The organism is Gimesia panareensis, assembly GCF_007748155.1.
Taxonomy (GTDB): Bacteria; Planctomycetota; Planctomycetia; order Planctomycetales; family Planctomycetaceae; genus Gimesia; species Gimesia panareensis.
In genome coordinates, this window is record NZ_CP037421.1 from 1,708,824 (window position 1) to 1,726,814 (window position 17,991).

Consider the following 17,991-nt stretch of genomic DNA (forward strand, 5'->3'; position numbering starts at 1 on the left):
TCGGATTTATAGATTCAAAGTCTTTAATGGACGAGTGGTTCGACGCCAGGTGTTGAGTCACTCTTCGAGGAATGTTGGGAAATGTCAGACGATTTTGTAATGCATCGAATCAGTGCCTCCAAACGGGAGAAACTGGGATCCATTGAAAGCCGGCGTATCCGTCGGGCAGGTCGGATTCCGGCAGTTGTCTACGGTCATGAGCAGGAACCTGCCCATGTCAGCGTAGATGACCATGATCTGCGGAATCTGATCAAGAACCGGGAACGGGTTTTTGAGATTGATGTCGACGGTCAAGTCGAAGAGACCATGCTGCGTGATCTGCAGTGGGACACCTTCGGCACTGAAATCCTGCACGTGGACCTGATCCGGATCAATGCATCCGAGCGGGTGACTGTAGAAGTCCCTGTTCAACTGCGGGGGACATCTCCCGGCGTAGTTGGCGGTGGTGTGCTGGAGCAGCCTCTGCATACACTGGAACTGGACTGTCTGGCACACAGTATCCCTGACAGTATTCCCGTCCGGATCAATTCACTGGAAATCGGTGATGCGATTCACGTGAATGAAATTGAAGTTCCTCGCGGAAGCAAGATTCACAATGCTCCAGACCAGGTGGTCGTGCATGTTGTGCCTCCGATGGGTGTAGCAGAGCCTGCAGAAGAAGGTGAAGCAGCCGAGGCCGCTGAAGCACCGGAAGAAGCAACCGAAGGATAGTTGCGGCGGCTCTGGTCGAGAGAAAATAATCAGTTGTTAAGAACCTGACGGGTGGCACTGTGAAAGTGGTCGTAGGGCTGGGGAATCCCGGTAGAAAATACGAGCGAACACGTCACAATGTCGGGTTTGATGTTCTGGCTCAGCTGGCAGACTGGCACGGTGTATCCGGGTTCAAGAGTCAGTTTGAGGCGGAAGTCGGAGAATTTAGTCTGGGGGGGGACAAGGTGTTACTCGTTGCCCCGCAGACATTTATGAATTTAAGCGGTCGCAGTGTTGCGGCTGTGGTGAAGTTTTACAAACTGCCGGTCAGTGATGTGATGGTAGTTTGTGATGATATGAATCTGCCACTGGGGCGGCTCCGGTTACGGGGCTCAGGCTCAGCAGGCGGACAAAAAGGTTTACAGGACATCATTCAGAAGCTGGGGTCTCAGGACGTACCACGTCTGCGAATGGGGGTGGGACGACCTCCTGCAGGGTTCTCGGCAGCGGATTATGTTTTAAGTCGATTTCGGGCCGATGAAGCCGAGTCGATCTCGCAGGCGGTTCAAAATGCGGCCCGGGGGATTGAAAGCTGGGTGGAACAGGGGCTGGAGATCGCCATGAACCAGGTGAATGCACCTGAGTGATGACCATCCCCGGCGAGATGACAGCCGGTGATTGAAATAAAAATAAGAGTCTGATCGTCAATCTGGCCTTGAGGCCAAATTATTCCGGGAGAACAGTCTTGTCTGTAGCAGAGAAAAAAGCGGTTATGGTTAATTATGAAGGTATGTTCCTGCTGGACAGTGGCAAATTCGCTGCTGACCACGAAGGGACCATCGCACATGTGATTGAAATTCTGGAAAAGGCCGGTGCCGAAATCGTTGCTCACCGTCCCTGGCAGGATGGAAAACTGGCTTACGAGATCGAAGGTCACATGAAAGGCCTGCACTACCTGGTGTACTTCACCATGCCCGGCAGTGGCATGGATGCAGTCACCCGTGCCTGCCACCTGAGCGATATCGTGATTCGTCAGCTGGTAATCAAGCAGCCCCAGACGCTGTTTGACGCCATGGTTTCTGCTATCGATCCTTCCGCTGCACCGGAAACGGAAGCCAGCAGCGATGATGATGTCGATTACAGTGCCATCGATGACGATGAAGACGAAGACTAAGTCTTTCGTGTCTCAAGTCAGGAACTGAAGCAGGGCTTCAGAAACAGTTACCCGTTTAAGTCATTCAACATCACGGAGGCCGCTGATGGCCAGTTTCAACAAAGTCATCCTGGTAGGAAATCTGACTCGCGATCCACAGGTGCGTTACACGCCCGGAGGAAGTGCGGTTGCGGAAATTGGTCTGGCAGTGAATCGGAGCTGGTTTGACAAGAATTCCAATTCCCGGAAGGAAGAAACCACCTTCGTCGATGTCACTCTCTGGGGGCGTACCGCGGAAGTGGCCAGCGAGTATCTGACCAAAGGGCGTTCGGTCCTGATCGAAGGTCGTCTGCAACTGGATCAGTGGGATGACAAAGAATCGGGCCAGAAACGCAGCAAGCTGAAAGTGGTTGGCGAAAACATGACCATGCTGGGGGGACGCGGCGAATCAGGCGGCGGTGCTCCCGGTGGCGGCGGAGGCGGCGGCTACGGGGCACGTGGCGGCAGCGCACCATCACAGGGCGGTTCGTCCAGCCCTGCTGATTCCTTTTATGATTCACCAGGCGGAATGCCCGATGATGACGTGCCTTTCTAAGTGAAGGCTGTTTGAACGGCACAAAGCAACGAAACATTTTTTATTCAAACGATAGTAAAAACTGAAAATTACGGAAGTGATTGATAATGGTTCGCAAACAACGTAGCACCTCTGTGGTCGGTAGTTCCAAGGCGTCTGTCGAGGTTTTGCTGGCAGAAAAAGTTGATAACCTGGGTGAGCAGGGTGACATTGTGCGGGTCAAACCCGGCTATGCCCGTAACTTCCTGCTGCCTTACGGTCTGGCAACCATTGCCACTGATCACAACAAGTGGATGGTGGTGCAGCATCAGAAACGGGTTGCCGATCTGGAAAAAGATCGCCTGAAGTCACTCAAGAGCCTGGCAGACAAGGTGAGCAAGCACAGTGTCACCATGGAAGCCAACGCCAACGAAGACGGACATCTTTACGGTTCGATCGTAGCCGTCGATATCAGCAAGTCCCTCAAGGACAGTGGCTTTGACGTCGACGCCGAAGCAATTCGCCTGGAAGGCCCGCTGAAAGAACTGGGTATGTATACCGTCAAGCTGCAGCTGCACGATAAGGTCAAGACGGAAGTCAAAGTCTGGGTCGTACCGACAGCAGAAAAAAGCTAAACCCGTTCGACAGCAGGGCTGTCGAGCTGCGTCTGAAAAAACGAAGAGGTCCGGTTATTGCCGGACCTCTTTTGGTTTTATATGATGACGCCTGCAGCACGGCGTGACCGCTCCCGGAACTGAAGGTGAGCAACGGGTCGTGTGCTTTCATTTCAATCAATCAACCGAGCCAGGGGATGGTCATGTCAGTTGCCGGCAAAGGAAATTTTCGCCGTCCGAAACAGGAGTCTGTCGAGGAGCTGTTCGGAAAAGTGCCGCCGCAGAATCTGGATGCAGAGAAAGCGGTACTGGGGAGTATCCTGCTGGATAACGTCGTGATCGACGACCTGGTGCAGATTGTCAAAACCAATCACTTCTACAGCGATAAAAACGCGCGGATATTTGCCGCGATTCTCCGCCTGCACGACGCCGGCGTGCGCGGGATCGATGCAGTCACGGTAGCCGAAGAGCTGGACTCCAAAGGGGAGCTGGACGAAGCCGGCAATGTGATGTATCTGCACGAAGTCCTGGAGAGCGTGCCTCACGCGGCCCATGCGGAGTACTATGCGAATATCGTGCGAGATAAATCGGTCCAGCGGGAACTGATTCACTCCTGTACCGAAATCATCCGGGAAAGCTATTCCCCCCAGGGCGATACGCTGGAGGTGTTGAACAAGGCTGAACAGAGCATTTTCAGCATTCTGGAATCGCAGGGCGAAGGGGACAAGATCGAGATCAGGGACATCCTGATGGATGCCTTCGATCGGATCCACGAACGAACTCAGAAGGAGGGGACGCTGACCGGTACCACCACCGGATTCGTCGATCTGGACGAACAGATTAACGGTTTTCAGCCCTCCGAGTTGATTATTCTGGCGGCCCGTCCGTCGATGGGGAAAACCGCGCTGGTCTGTAACTTTGCGGAGGCGGCTGCTGATGAAGGGGGGACCGCGACGATCGTGTTCTCGCTGGAACAGTCGAAGCTGGAGCTGGCAGAGCGTCTGTTGTGTATCCGCTCGGGCGTGAACGGTCACTCGTTGCGTGCCGGGGATCTGGAAGAAGACGAGCGGCACCGGCTGCTGGAAGCCTCTTCCCAGATCAGCGAGATGCCGCTGTTTATCGATGACAAACCGGGGCGTACGATTCAGGAAATCAGCGCAATCTGCCGGCGTCTGAAGCGGTTGAGCAACCTGGGGCTGATCATTATCGACTACCTGCAGCTGATCGAACCGGAAGATAAGACGATGCCCCGTGAACAGCAGATCGCGGGGATCACGCGGCGTTTGAAGGGGCTGTGTAAAGAACTGAATGTGCCGACGATTGCCCTGGCACAGTTGAACCGCGGGGTGGAACTGCGTGAAGACAAACGTCCGCGTCTGGCCGACCTGCGTGAAAGTGGAGCGATCGAACAGGATGCCGACCTGATCATGTTCCTGCATCGTCCCGACGCTTACGATCCGGAAGATCACCCGGGGCTGGCGGAAGTGATTGTAGCCAAGCACCGTAGTGGTCCGACCGGGATCGTGAATCTGACCTGGCTCCGCGAATCGATGCGGTTCGGCAATTATACGAACCTGGATGTCCCTGAAGGGGGCTACATGGGAGATGGCGGCGGAGGCGGCTTCGGTTAAGCCCTGTCTGCTGACTACCGTTCAAGCTGAAACTGAGGAGGAGATGAAATGCAGTCGACCTCTGAGTGGAACCGGCGTGGCCTGGTTCTGTTTCTAATGCTGTTGGTGTCAATCGCGTGTTGTGTCACAGGGCACGAGCCGGCTTTCGCGGAAGAGAAATCCACCGCGGAGACGATTCCCTTCAAAATCGAACCGCCGTTTGCCTGGAACCGGACCGATAAATACGTGCCTCCCGATTTTCAGGCGTTTTTCCCGGATGACAAGCAGGCGGGCGCCCAACTGGATCAGATGATCGATGGGAAGCTGAAGGTCAACAGCATCGACGAGCGGCTGGCTTTGATTCGGCGTGGTCTGCGGAACTGTTCGCGGCACCGGACCACACTTCTGGGGCAGGTGGGGAATCAATATATCTGGAACCGGAAGGAGCAGGATCCCCGGGCGATCGAACTGATGTACCATGCGAGTGCCAGCGACGATGGGGAAGTCGCGCATTCTGCGCTGTATCATGGCCCCACGGTGGTGTCGGATCGGTCTGAGAACCTGGTGCGGATGCTGATGGAACAATACCCGGGGCTGGACGGGCAGATGCAGCAGCGAATTGCCTGGGGGATGCGGACCTATGGCGACAAAGAACAGACACGGATGTTACTACTGAAGCTGCTGGATGATCACAAGCAACTGAATGATCAGACGGTGGGGGCGACGCTGGAGACCTGGCAGGCGGTGTTTGAGACCGATCCCCCCGACATGGAACGCTTCGATGATCTGGGGCTGTGGATTGTCGCCTTTCATCGGGCGGATGTCTCCGCGACACATCCCCGGGCTGCGGAGATTCTGCGTGAGATGGTCTTGAAGATATTGCGAAGACACGAGGACGGGCTGCTCGAATTCGTATCGCGGGTCGATGAAGGGCATGAGACAGCCGTGGTCCTGGTGAAGGGGTTGAAGTTGCGGAAGAGGCTCGTGGATACTCTCTCGAAATATTCTCATGTCGAAATCGATTTTAATGAGCTGTTTACGGCCCGCATTTTACAGACGCGGCGGCTGAATGAACTGGCACGCTTCCTGCCTGAGGGGAGTCCCCAGAGCCATCTGCCCACCTACACGCGTCCTCCGGCAGAGGCGAAGTATGCGTATGAGTCTAAGGAGTTTGTGGCTCCGGATTACAAATCGTATTTTGCAGATGATGCCGAAGCGGGTCGGCAGCTTGACGACGCGTATGCGAATCGTCTACAGCTGAAAATGACTGATGAGGAGCTGCTGGAGCTGTTTCGACGGGGACAGCGGCATTCCACGCATTCACCCGGTATCATGTTCGGCTGGATTTTCGGTGCGCTGGGCTGGCCCCGCGACCCGCGACTGACGGAGATTTTTTATCAGGGGCTCGACCCGACAGGACCGCCCGCAGTACGCAAGGCGGCACTCTATTATGGATTTGGTCTGGGAACGAAGAAGACAAAGAATGTGCTGCAGGCCCTGTATCATGTCTACATGGCACCCCCGTTTGATGATACGACCAATCGAAATATGCGGAGGCGAATTCTGTGGGGGGTGCGGGATCATGAGGATGATAAATATTACCTGTCGACTCTCTTTGCGCAGGCATTACGTAAGCATGACCAGCTGTCGGATTCGATGCTGCAAATGGTGGACATGGCTTACCAGCAATTGACCGGATCGGAGCCACCCAATGCGGAGGAATACGCGTCCCGGGGCGTGTACCTGGTGATCTGCAGTGGTCGTCCCGCAAGAACCCTGGAAGAGGCCGAGCAGTTGGTTTCCCGGCGACTGGGGAAAAACGAGCATGTCATACATACGCAGGGTCTGGATGAGAAGGGGCAGAAGAACGTGATTGTGATCGTGCGCGGACGTGCCGGCTTAGACTGGCTGATCGAGAATCTAAAGACCGAGCCGCATTTGCCGATCTATTTTGCCGACCTGTTAACACCGGAGCTAATCGAGCGGGGCAAGTACTTTAAGGGTTTTGAGAAATATCTTCCCGCGAAGCGACCAGAGGAAGAGTAAAACGATTCGGCAAACGAAATGCTGCAGGGGGGAGATACTTAAGATTAATCGCTTTTCCCAGTGAGGATCATGTGAATTCTCTATGGGTGTGAATTTTTGTATTGATATTCATAAAATCTCTGTGTACGTTAGTGTTGTTTTTGGGTGAGGCATTTTGGTCACTCATAAAAAAGTATGGAAGTCCGGTACACCATTTGAAATCAGTCGGAAGCTAAAGCAGCACGATTAATTCTGCAGGCTCTGTCTCATTTCAATGCGCTCAATTCTCTTCGAGCTCTGGTACTAAGCAGGCAAAATCAGACCCCATGATAGTTTGCCATTTCGCACGAAGGTGTGAAATGCTTACTGGTATTCATTTGAACGACCAGAAACAGAATCCAGACCGATGAAGCTTTTCAACTCCTCAAGGAAAATCCTCAACTGACAGGAATGTTTTGCGCGCTGACCGTTCTTTAAAAAGTGGTCAAAGCTGAAGGACAGTCTAGAGCCGCATCTGAGGTGATCGTGGTTGAACGAGGACAGGGATAACTGCAGGGATGCGAACTGGAAGCTGCACTGTTTTAACCAGCGGAGGATTTACATTAAAAAAATAACCTGTTTTGTGCAGTCCGCTAAGGGGCTTTCAACCCCAGACAACTCTGGTGCTGCAGTCCAGAGTGAGTCGGGGATTTTCCCAGCATGCTGTATTAATCCAGATCACTAAACACGGTTCCATAAATCTGACTCAAAATGCGCGAAGCAAGATAGTCATGCTTCATTTATTCTGGTCTTTGTATGAGGAGTTTGCGGGATGTTGGAATTAAAAAGATTCGCTTCATGTGCAATGTTCATCGTATTGAGCGGGATGTTTTTGGTGACTGGCTCTACTGCACCAGTCATGGGAGAGGAGTGTGATCAACCTGGGGTTGCTGCCTACGCAGCAGTTCAGTTTGGGGAGACGGTTTCCGTGATTGCCCACGGCGTCCATCCCACAAGCGGTTTTCAGAATTGTCTGCAAGAGGGGCCAGAGGATATCTTTCCTCCGATATTCGATTTTAAGATTAAGAAACCAACCGGTGTGATACTACCAAAGATTACTCCCTTTACGGCTTCTGATGATTTCGAGTCTCAACAACAGATAGAGGAAATCAGTGTTCGTGATGCGAAAGGAATGCATAAAGTAAAGGTGGTTCAGATCTCTGTCGGTAAACAGACTGGTGACAACTCCACAGGCAAAAGGCTGCAGTTGGATTCTACGTACCAGACAACTCCGATTGATTTTGGCGTTGGACCCGGAAAAGGGGCTCGAGGTATCACGCTGATCGGAATGATTGCAGATCAGGAAACAATTATTTTATCTCTTGATCCCAATACCTGTTCCCTCAATGAGTTTGGTGATCGGGACGGCTGTACCAAAATGGCGCTCACAAATCTTAAGGTGAAACTCTCTCAGCTTCGATTAGCTGATCCCCTCAAACTGGGAAGACAAATCTACAGAATAGAGTCAAACCAATTCCCCAAAAGCCTGGTGGTATATTTGATCGTTCCCAAGTCCGAGTCGGGTTACCGTCTGAAAGTTGAGAACCCGAAATCAGATGACATCGTTGTGCCGCTGGAGATAAATCCTGCTGTCAGCAAGAAGTAGTACCACTTTTTAACATTTATGAATCAGGATAAGCACCTGGTAGTCAATCGTACTAACAGGTGCTTATCTCCTGTTATTCCTCTTCGTCTTCGTCAGCAGTGGCATCGGGTGCGAAGCCGCGACGCATGGTGTTTTCGGTGACGTTGACCGGGACCAGGAATTGCAGCAGGTAATCGGGGCCGCCGGTTTTACTGCCGATGCCGGACATCTTGAAGCCGCCGAAGGGGTGCCGCTCGACCATGGCGCCCGTGATGTTCCGGTTCAGATAAATGTTACCGGCCACGATTTCCATGCGGGCTTTATTCAGATGGGCGGGGCTGCGGCTGAAGACGCCTGCGGTCAGGGCGTAGGGCGTATCGTTGGCGATGGTGATCGCTTCGTCGAAGTCTTCGGCTTTGATGACTGCCAGCACGGGGCCGAAGATTTCTTCCTGGGCGATCTGGCAGGTGGAATCGACGTCGGTGAAGATGTGCGGGCCGATGTAGTAGCCTTCGTCTTCGAGGTCCGAGGTGTCACAGGCCAGGGCCAGGGTGGCTTCTTCTTTGCCGATCTCGATGTATTCCAGGATGCGCTGTTTGGCCTCTTCGTCGATGACGGGGCCAACGACGGTGCCGGGATCTTCCGCGGGGCCGATTTTCAGGCTCTTCGTGGCTTCGACCAGGCGGCTGACGAAGGTGTCGTGGATCGATTCGAGCACGATGACGCGGGAGCAGGCTGAGCATTTCTGGCCGGCGTAATTGAAGGCGGAGTGGATCACGCCGAGCACCGCTTCATCGAGGTCGGCATCGTCGTCGACGATGATCGCGTTTTTGCCACCCATTTCAGCGATGACCCGTTTGACCATTTTCTGGCGGGTGTCGGTATCGGAGGCGGATTCGTTGATGGCGAGTCCCACATCGCGTGAGCCGGTGAAGGTGATCATTTCGACGTCCGGGCTGCCGACCAGTTCCGGTCCGACCTCTTCGCCGATGCCGGGCAGGAAGTTGACCACGCCGTCGGGGACGCCCGATTCGTGGATCACATCCATGAGCTTGGCGGCGACGATGGAGGACTGCTCAGCCGGTTTCATGACAACGGTGTTGCCGGTGACCAGGGAGGCGACCGTCATACCGGTCAGGATCGCAAGCGGGAAATTCCAGGGAGCGATGACAGCGACCGTACCACGGGCACGATAGAAGTAGACATTTTCTTCGCCGGGGACGTCGCAGTGCTGCGGATGGGCCAGATGTCGCATCTGGTTGGCGTAGTACATGCAGAAATCGATGGCTTCGACGACATCGCCGTCAGCTTCTTCCCAGGGTTTCCCACATTCGTAGACAATCCAGGCGGCCAGTTCAAAGCGACGACGACGCATGTTGGCGGCGATGAGTTCGAGGTATTCGGCCCGGTACTGGGGTTCGGTCCGCGACCAGCTCGGGAAAGCACGGCGGGCCGCGTCGATGGCATCGATGGCGTCGTCAGCGGATGCGGATGAGACGGTTCCCAGCGACTCGGTCATGTGAGAGGGATTCCGCGAGGTGATCGTGGCTTTGGTGTCGATGGCACGTCCGTTGATCAGGAGCGGGTACTCTTTGCCGAACTGATCTTCGACTTCTTCCAGTGCTGCCAGCATTTTGGTGCGGGCTTCTTCGAGGCTGAAATCGGTGAGCGGTTCATTCCGGAAGCCGTCGGTCTCTTCTGCCGGTTTCTGTTTGGTGGCTGATTTCGCATGTTCGGACGGGTTCATCATCAGGGTCTCCAGGTTGACGTGCTCAGTAAAGCTTTGTCGAAGGAATGAATCGTTAGAGGTGTTTTCCAGCAGGCGGCGGACAAGGTAGGCCATGCCGGGAATCAGTTCGCCGAACGGCGTGTAAATGCGGACGCGGTGTCCCAGTTCCGCAAAGACCTGTGCCTGTTCTTTGCCCATGCCGTACAGCATTTGAATTTCATAGGCCGAGGGGGGCACGTCCATTTCGTGGGCGGCGGCGATGGCGTGTGCCAGGCTGCGGAGGTTATGGCTGCCGAACGCGGGCCGGAGCCACTGGTGATTTTCCAGCAGAACTTTGGTCAGTTTTTCGTAATTGGCATCCGATTCCCATTTCTCCTGAAAGACGGGGATGGGCCAGTTGCGATAGCCGGAAACGATGGTTTCGTAGTCCCAGTAGGCCCCTTTGACGAGCCGGATCCAGATGGGCGTTTTGCGTTTTTTTGCCCATTTGAGCAGGTCCTTGAGATCCTGTTCGGCGGCGGGCTGGTAGGCCTGGATCACGATGCCGACGTTGTCGAAGTCGCGGAATTCTTTTTCCATCAACGTCTGTTTGAAGATCTCCAGCGTCAGCGGTTTGTAGGAGTTCTGTTCCATGTCGACGTGCAGATAGGCGTCGTACTTCATCGCACGTCGAAGCAGGGTTCGCAGGCGGGGCTGGACGGCGGCCATGGTGCCGACCGGATCGGTTGGTTTGAACTGGCTGCAGAGGGCGGAGAGCTTGATTGAAACGTTGGTGCGGGGGAGGTGCCCCTGGCTGTCCCAGTCGAGCTGGACGTTTTCGGACCATTTTTTGACGCGGGGGGCAAGTCCGGCGATCAGATCGAGGTAGGACTGCAGATAGGCTTCGGCTTCGACTTCACTGATGACGGCTTCGCCCAGCAGGTCGAGGGTGAAGGCGAAGTTTTCACTGCGGAGGCGATCGACGGTGTAGTGGACTTCTTCGACCGAGGAACCCGCGATGAAGCGGCTGGCCATGCGGCGGGCGTTGGAGCGGGCGTTCAGTGCCAGGGCGCGTCCGAGGACCGAATTGGGCTGCGAAAGCTCGAGTCCGATGCGGGCCGCCCAGGGGAGGTGCTTGCGGACATCTTCGAAGTATTCCTGCAGATGGCGGACGATGGATTCGTGGGAACTGAGCATGGGGAGTACATCGACAAAGCGGAACATCTGCACTTTGACGGATTCGTCGGCCATGGCCCAGGAGAGAATGCGATCATCCCACCAGCGTTTTTCGAACATGGTCGGCTCGCGCCGTTCCAGATGCCCCCAGATCTGCTCACCGAGTTCCCGGGTGCGGTGTTCTATTTGTTGATTGAGATCAGAAGACGATTTTTTACGTGCCACTATAGATAACCTGCCTCTGAGTGCCTGCGGCACTTTCTCTGGTAAATGGAATGTGATTCAGAGACCATTGGCTGAGGGTGTTTTCCGGATTGCAGGTCCAGATTGATGACATCCTGTCAGCAATACTCTTACGTCAACGTTCCGCACAGCGTTGGAGTTGCCGGAACTGTTCACTGCGAAGCAGGTTAACAAATCCGCACAAGCGTGGTAAGTGTGTCGGGTAGCTCAATCGGAACTTTTCTCCGCTGACGGGCGAGAATCGGGCTTGCCAGACCGGCGTGAGGCTTTATTCTTAAGGAAATTATAAAATTAGGAAATACGGTGGCTGTTCGTCATTGGTTGCATTGATGTTAGATCACCGGTGACTGATAATAAAAGTCGAGACAAACTCGCTCAGAGAGCCGAGTGCGCCTGCGAATAAAGCAAAATCAAGACAATTTGGAGAGGGACAAACCTGCGATGCGTGATTTTGAATATGAAGCACCCACTTCACTGGCTGACGCGGTCGGCTTGCTGGCCCAAAGTAACGGAAATGCCCGCCCGCTGGCAGGGGGAACCGACCTGATCGACCATGTCCGCACCGGTCGAGTGACCACCGATCTGATTGTCGACCTGAAGAAGATTCCCGAGCTGATGGTGCTGGAACTGAACGACGCAGGCCTGCGTCTGGGAGCCGCGGTTCCCTGTTACCAGATCTACGGACACCAGGGGATTGTCGAGAAATATTCCGCGATCGCAGACAGCAGCCAGATTATTGGCGGGATGCAGATTCAGAACCGGGCCAGTGTCGGGGGGAACCTGGCGAATGCGGGGGCTGCCGCCGATTCGACACCGGCCCTGATCGCGCTGGAAGCGACGGTCGTGATTGCAGGACCATCCGGCACCCGCGAAGTGGCCGTCGAGGATTTCTGTACCGGTCCTGGTTCGAACGTACTGGAGCCGGGCGAGATCATTGTAGAGCTGCGTTTTCCGCCCCGTCCCGCTCACAGTGGTTCGCATTACCGCAGGTTCATTCCCCGGAATGAAATGGATATTGCCGTCGTCGGTGTGGGGGCGTCTGTCGTGCTGGATGCGAGTGGCGAAAACTTCGTTTCAGCCCGCATTGGACTGGGGGCGGTTGCTGCGAAACCGTTCCTGTGCCAGGAAGCCTGCGATGCTCTGGCAGGTCAGCCTGTGAACGATGAAACAATCAAGAAAGCCGGTGAAGCAGCGAAAACAACCGTGCATCCGATTACGGATATGCGGGGAACCGAAGAATTCCGGATCCATGTGACCGGCGTGTTGACCGAACGGGTCATCAAACAAGCGGTGGAACGTGCTCGGGGATGATTCGTCAATTCGATGTTGAACATCTCTCTTACAACTGAATCCTGAACTGATTTTTTAATAAGGACACTTCGATGGCGAAGAAACGGATCGTAACCGCGACTATCAATGGCCGTGAAGAGGAGTTCCTCTGCCAGCCCCGGCAGACCTTGCTCGAAGTTTTACGTAATACACTCAACCTGACCGGTGCCAAGGAAGGTTGCTCGAACGGCAACTGTGGTGCCTGCTCAGTGATCATGGACGGGAAAGCCGTCAATACCTGTATGGTCCTGGCTGTGGAAGCCGAAGGGGCCGAGATCGAAACCATTGAAGGCCTGGCCCCGCACGACGGGCTGGATCCGCTGCAGGAAGCCTTCCTGGAAAATGCGGCCCTGCAGTGCGGTATCTGCACACCGGGCTACATTATGGCAGCCAAAGCGTTCCTGGAAGAAAATCCCAACCCGACCGAAGAGGAAATTCGGTTCTCGATGGCGGGCAATCTGTGCCGCTGCACCGGTTACGACAAGATCGTCCGTGCCATCCAGCAGGCTGCGTGTGAACGATCAGGACAAACTGCCTCATGTGAAAAGGAGACGGTCTAATGGCGACAATCGATGAAACCAAATCAGAAGCAGGCAGTGGCGATGCTCCGAAATACAAAGTGATCGGCACGCGTCCGATTCGTCACGACGGATCTGATAAAGTGACCGGTCGCGCGTTGTACGGCGCTGACATCAAAGTCAAAGGGATGCTCTACGGTGCCACTCATCGCAGCCCGCATGCCCATGCCATAATCAAGTCGATCGATACATCCAGGGCGGAAGCCTTACCGGGGGTCCGCGCCGTGGCGACCAGTGCCGACATGCCTGAGCCGGGCGATAAAATTGCGGAACTGGGCGAAGGGGCCGTGAACCTGAATCACCTGAGCAGCAATAACCTGGCCCGGACCAAGGTGCTTTACAAAGGACACCCGATTGCGGCGGTCGCTGCTGACAACATTCATATCGCGCAGGAAGCTGCCAGCCTGATCGAGGTCGAGTACGAAGTGCTGCCTCCAGTGCTGGACGTGCTGAAGGCGATGGAAGACGATGCCCCCGTATTGAATCCGGATGTGCATACTGAAGAGATGGCTTCCGGGGAAACGGGTGACAAACCGTCGAACATCGCCAAACACCTTGTCTATGAAAAAGGGGATATCGCCAAAGGGTTCGCGGACGCGAAATATGTGGTGGAACGCGAATTCCGCACTGCAACCGTGCACCAGGGCTACATCGAGCCGCACGTGGCGACCGCACTCTGGAACAACGACGGACAGATTACCGTCTGGACGTCGACCCAGGGAACGTTTTCCGTGCGTCAGCAGGTTGCTGAACTGCTGGATGTGCCCTTGGCCCGCGTGAAAGTCGTGCCGATGGAAATCGGCGGCGGTTTTGGTGGTAAGATCTCGGTTTACCTGGCACCGGCGGCAGCGGTTCTCTCGCGGAAGTCAGGGATGCCCGTACAACTGGTGATGGATCGTGCCGACGTACTGCAGGCGACCGGACCGACTCCCGGTTCCTACATCAAAGTCAAAATGGGTGCCGACGCTGACGGTCGCATCACGGCTGCCGAAGCCTGGATGGCCTATGAAGCGGGCGGTTATCCCGGTTCCCCCATCGGGGCCGGCTGTATGTGTGTCTTCTCCTGCTACGATGTGCCCAACGGCCGCGTGGAAGGATATGACGTCTGCGTCAACAAGCCACGGACCAACGCGTACCGGGCTCCCGGGGCGACCAATGCTGCGTTTGCGACGGAAACCGTCGTCGATGAACTTTGTGAACAGATTGGAATGGCACCGATTGATTTTCGTCTGCTGAACGCCTCGAAAGAGGGGACACGACGGGTCGATGGCGTGACTTATCCCCGCATCGGTCTGGTGGAAACACTGGAAGCGATTAAAAACAGCGAGCACTTTAATTCGCCCCTGGAAGGGGAGAACCAGGGACGCGGCATCGCCTGCGGTTTCTGGTTCAATGCCGGTCTGAAGTCAGCTGTGACTGCAACAGTCAACTCGGATGGTTCGGTCGGGCTGCTGGAAGGTTCGACCGACATTGGCGGTTCGCGCACCGCGATCGCGATGCAGTTCGCCGAAACACTGGGCATCGCCGCCGAGGATATCAAGCCGGCTGTGGTTGATACAGACAGTGTGGGTTACACCGATGTGACCGGCGGCAGCCGCGTGACTTATGCTACGGGTTGGGCCGCTTATGAAGCAGGTAAAGACCTGCAGCGGCAGATCGTAGCCCGGGCTGCGGAGCTGTGGGAAGTCGATCCGGCTTCCGTTTCGTATGAAGATGGTTGTGTGGTTGGTCCCGACAAACGGGTGCCGTTCAAAGAGATCGCCATTGAACTGAGTACTGCCGGCGAACCGCTGGTGGGAAGGGGCGTCTCAAACCACAACGAACCCGGCGGTGCCTTCGGTGCCCACGTGGTCGATGTGGAAGTGGACCCCGATACCGGTAAGGTTGACATTCTGCGTTACACCGCCGCCCAGGACTGCGGCACCGCGATTCACCCCGCGTATGTCGAAGGACAGATCCAGGGGGGCGCCGTGCAGGGGATTGGCTGGGGTCTGAACGAAGAATACTGGTATGATACGGAAGGCAGCATGCGAAATGCGAACTTCCTCGACTACCGGATTCCGACCTGCTACGACCTGCCGATGATCGAAACGATCATTGTGGAAGTGCCGAACCCCGGGCATCCGTATGGTGTGCGTGGTGTGGGTGAAGTTCCCATCGTACCGCCGCCGGCCGCTCTGGAAGCAGCGATCCACGAAGCGGTGGACGTGCGGTTGTACGAATTGCCGATGTCACCACCACGCGTGCTGCACGAACTGTTGAAGAAACAGTCCTGAAGTAAAGGAGGCCCTGATGCCTCGCCTGTTTGTTCCTCCCCTGCTCAGACCGTTCTGTGAAGGGGAGGAAGAAGTGGTTGTCGAAGGGAGCACCGTGCTGGAAGCGGTGCAGTCCCTCGATGCTCAATATCCGGGAACGCTGGAGCGGCTCTGTCCTGAGGGGAAGCTGCGGGCCGGGATTGCGGTGACCGTCGATCAGAACGTGACTCCCCGGGGGCTGGCGCAAAAGGTGACTCCCGAGAGTGAAATTCATTTCCTGCCCGCGATCGGTGGTGGGTGAGCCAGCAATATTCCTTAAGACCGGGTGGCCCCGGATGGAATCCGGGGTTGTCGTCAGACAACAGGAGGTTGCGGAGCACGCTTTCTGTTTTGGTGGCGCACCTCACGATCTGAGTAGGGAAGTTGGTGACTTTGCTCTGAATCGATCGTTTTCTCTGGGACCTCTTGCTCGCTGCGCTCGGCTCGGATTCCATCCGAGCCCACCCAATGTATTTTGGATTAAACCTGGTTGGGTGGCCTCGAATGTAATTCGAGGTTGTCGTGAGACAACAGGAGGTTGCGGAGCACGTATTCTGCTATGGGGGGGCGTGCCTCACCTTCTGAAGCAGAGATGTGGGCTGCATTGCTCTGAATCGATCATTTTGCTGAGACCTCCTGCTCGCTGCGCTCGGCCCGAATTGCATTCGGGCCCACCCGATTTTAACAGGGCCAGTTATATATTCCGGGGCGGAAATTTGTTACGTGTGAAATCAATGACAGCTTGAATCACTGTCCGCTGTGGTTTACTCTGAAATGCTGGTTTTCTGTCTAAATCAGGACTTCATTTCACTCTTATGCGGATGTCAACGATGAAACAACGCGGTCTGCTGCTCGCCTGGTGTGTCTGCTGGTTTGTGTCTCCATTTCAGTTGGTGGCTGCTGCAGAACCAGGGACCTCTCCCAAGGAACTGCTGCCCGGTGTGCAGGCGCTGTTGTATCAGAGGCTGGCGATTCCCGAGGCCTTTCTGGTTGAGCGTAAGAACCACCGGTTTGGTGGTGATGTCCGGATCGGGGACCTGAATGGAGACGGACAGTGCGACTTTCTGGTTTATCGCTGTGAACATGGTGCGCCGCGTGGTGCGCATATGGGGGGCATGAAACCCTGCTTCCTGGGCGCGTTTGAGCAGGACGGTTCGGTTCTGTGGTCTGTCGGGAAAGGGGGCAATCAGCCTTCGCGGCCGATGTCGGTGGCCCTGCATGATATGACGGGGGATGGCGCGGCTGATGTGATCTGTTTCTGGCACCGTCCGCGGCCGGACGTCAAAGCGGACTGGCAGTCCCTCGCTGATGTGGTGGTGCAGATTCGCGATGGTCGTACTGGAAAGGTCGTGCGCGAGTCGGCTCCCGTCGAGATTACAACGCGGCGGCGCAAAGATCCCGTAGGGGCAAACTGGGTGCATCAGCGGCTGCTGATTGCCAATTTCAGAGGGACGCCGACGCCCCGGGATCTTGTCGTCAAGCTGGGCGACACCTATGTGGCGCTGGATGAACGGTTGCAGGTGCTGTGGACTTATCAGACCAGGTGGGTGAAATACAGCCACTGTCCCGCCTATATCCCGGCGGTGGGGGACATTGACGGGGATGGTCGCGACGAATTGAACGGCGGGTATTTTGTGATCGACAATGACGGCCAGCCGCTCTGGGAGCAGAAGCTGGGGCGGAATATGGATTCGGTGGTGATCACGGTCTGGGATGCGGGGCAGCAGCGGGCAATCTGTTCCGGGTTCGGACACGTGATGGGAGCAGAGGGAGAAGTGGTGCTGTCTCTGGGCGAAGGTGAAGTGCCGCACGGTCAGGAGGTTCGTGTCGCAAACCTGCGGGATGATCTGCCCGGTCCGGAAATGGTGCTGCGTTACAACGGGCATACGCCCGAAGCGCTGCTGGTCAGCAGTCAGAATAATCAGATTGTCAGCCGCTTCAAGCTGAATGATTCCCCGACCAATGTGGGGATGGAGCCGGTTTACTGGCAGGGACCTGACAGGGCGGCCCTGTTATTTAACGGGGGCTGGTTATGGGATTTGAAAACACTGAAAGGGGCAGCGCTGCCTGGGCTGCCGCCACCGGGGGGCGGGAAGGTGCATCGGATGGGCTTCTATCACGCGATTCCCGCGAACCTGTGCGGGGATGAAGCGGAGGAGCTGGTGTTGTGGGATCCGACGTCGACGGCGATTTATATTTATACGTCTCGCCCCTGGGAAGCAGCGGAGTATACGGGGTATCGGGCGGGGCCGCGGCAGTATAATCCGCGGCTGATGGATTGAAGGGGGGAGTTGCCACTGCATTTCACAGAGTGCTAGATCACTGTCGGACAAGCCGACAGTGGCACCCGGCGCGTTCTGTTGCGGGGCGGGATTCCTCTTTCTGAATGAGAGT

Annotated in this window: 14 protein-coding genes; 13 read left to right on the top strand and 1 reads right to left on the bottom strand. The window is 55.7% G+C overall.

Features of this window, described 5'->3' with window-relative positions; all coding sequences use genetic code 11:
• Positions 1 to 81 precede the first annotated feature (81 nt).
• From Enr10x_RS06500 to Enr10x_RS06535, 8 genes are all read left to right on the top strand, one after another.
• On the top strand, positions 82 to 711 hold the full coding sequence (locus tag Enr10x_RS06500) for a 50S ribosomal protein L25 (protein WP_145448485.1): 630 nt from the start codon (positions 82 to 84) through the stop codon (positions 709 to 711).
• 59 nt (positions 712 to 770) lie between these two features.
• Complete coding sequence (gene pth, locus Enr10x_RS06505) at positions 771 to 1,337, top strand: aminoacyl-tRNA hydrolase (RefSeq protein WP_145448486.1); 567 nt, start codon at positions 771 to 773, stop codon at positions 1,335 to 1,337.
• Positions 1,338 to 1,462: 125 nt separating this feature from the next.
• Entirely contained in the window at positions 1,463 to 1,864 is a 402-nt protein-coding gene (rpsF, locus tag Enr10x_RS06510) for a 30S ribosomal protein S6 (RefSeq protein WP_145448487.1), read from the top strand.
• 85 nt (positions 1,865 to 1,949) lie between these two features.
• Positions 1,950 to 2,438: a single-stranded DNA-binding protein gene (ssb, locus tag Enr10x_RS06515; protein ID WP_145448488.1), complete on the top strand. Its 489-nt coding sequence runs from the start codon at positions 1,950 to 1,952 to the stop codon at positions 2,436 to 2,438.
• Positions 2,439 to 2,524: 86 nt separating this feature from the next.
• On the top strand, positions 2,525 to 3,031 hold the full coding sequence (rplI, locus tag Enr10x_RS06520; RefSeq protein WP_145105208.1) for a 50S ribosomal protein L9: 507 nt from the start codon (positions 2,525 to 2,527) through the stop codon (positions 3,029 to 3,031).
• Positions 3,032 to 3,213: 182 nt separating this feature from the next.
• On the top strand, positions 3,214 to 4,641 hold the full coding sequence (gene dnaB / locus Enr10x_RS06525; protein WP_145448489.1) for a replicative DNA helicase: 1,428 nt from the start codon (positions 3,214 to 3,216) through the stop codon (positions 4,639 to 4,641).
• 48 nt (positions 4,642 to 4,689) lie between these two features.
• Positions 4,690 to 6,666: a hypothetical protein gene (locus Enr10x_RS06530; RefSeq protein ID WP_145448490.1), complete on the top strand. Its 1,977-nt coding sequence runs from the start codon at positions 4,690 to 4,692 to the stop codon at positions 6,664 to 6,666.
• A 790-nt stretch (positions 6,667 to 7,456) separates the two neighbouring features.
• Positions 7,457 to 8,290 carry a hypothetical protein gene (locus Enr10x_RS06535; RefSeq protein WP_145448491.1) on the top strand — a complete coding sequence of 278 codons (834 nt, stop codon included), beginning with the start codon at positions 7,457 to 7,459 and terminating at the stop codon, positions 8,288 to 8,290.
• 73 nt (positions 8,291 to 8,363) lie between these two features.
• On the opposite strand, the gene pruA is transcribed toward Enr10x_RS06535, so the two are convergent.
• Complete coding sequence (gene pruA / locus Enr10x_RS06540) at positions 8,364 to 11,378, bottom strand: L-glutamate gamma-semialdehyde dehydrogenase (RefSeq protein ID WP_145448492.1); 3,015 nt, start codon at positions 11,376 to 11,378, stop codon at positions 8,364 to 8,366.
• Positions 11,379 to 11,837: 459 nt separating this feature from the next.
• On the opposite strand from pruA, the gene Enr10x_RS06545 reads away from it, so the two are divergent.
• From Enr10x_RS06545 to Enr10x_RS06565, 5 genes are all read left to right on the top strand, one after another.
• Positions 11,838 to 12,707 carry an FAD binding domain-containing protein gene (locus Enr10x_RS06545; RefSeq protein WP_145448493.1) on the top strand — a complete coding sequence of 290 codons (870 nt, stop codon included), beginning with the start codon at positions 11,838 to 11,840 and terminating at the stop codon, positions 12,705 to 12,707.
• A 71-nt stretch (positions 12,708 to 12,778) separates the two neighbouring features.
• Positions 12,779 to 13,285 carry a (2Fe-2S)-binding protein gene (locus Enr10x_RS06550; protein ID WP_145105223.1) on the top strand — a complete coding sequence of 169 codons (507 nt, stop codon included), beginning with the start codon at positions 12,779 to 12,781 and terminating at the stop codon, positions 13,283 to 13,285.
• Positions 13,285 to 15,579, top strand: coding sequence for a xanthine dehydrogenase family protein molybdopterin-binding subunit (locus Enr10x_RS06555; protein WP_145105226.1), 2,295 nt, complete (start codon positions 13,285 to 13,287; stop codon positions 15,577 to 15,579). The genes Enr10x_RS06550 and Enr10x_RS06555 overlap by 1 nt, the downstream gene beginning before the upstream one ends.
• Before the next feature lie 16 nt (positions 15,580 to 15,595).
• Entirely contained in the window at positions 15,596 to 15,859 is a 264-nt protein-coding gene (locus Enr10x_RS06560; RefSeq protein WP_145105228.1) for a MoaD/ThiS family protein, read from the top strand.
• A gap of 568 nt (positions 15,860 to 16,427) precedes the next feature.
• Positions 16,428 to 17,879, top strand: coding sequence for a hypothetical protein (locus Enr10x_RS06565; protein WP_145105231.1), 1,452 nt, complete (start codon positions 16,428 to 16,430; stop codon positions 17,877 to 17,879).
• Positions 17,880 to 17,991 lie beyond the last annotated feature (112 nt).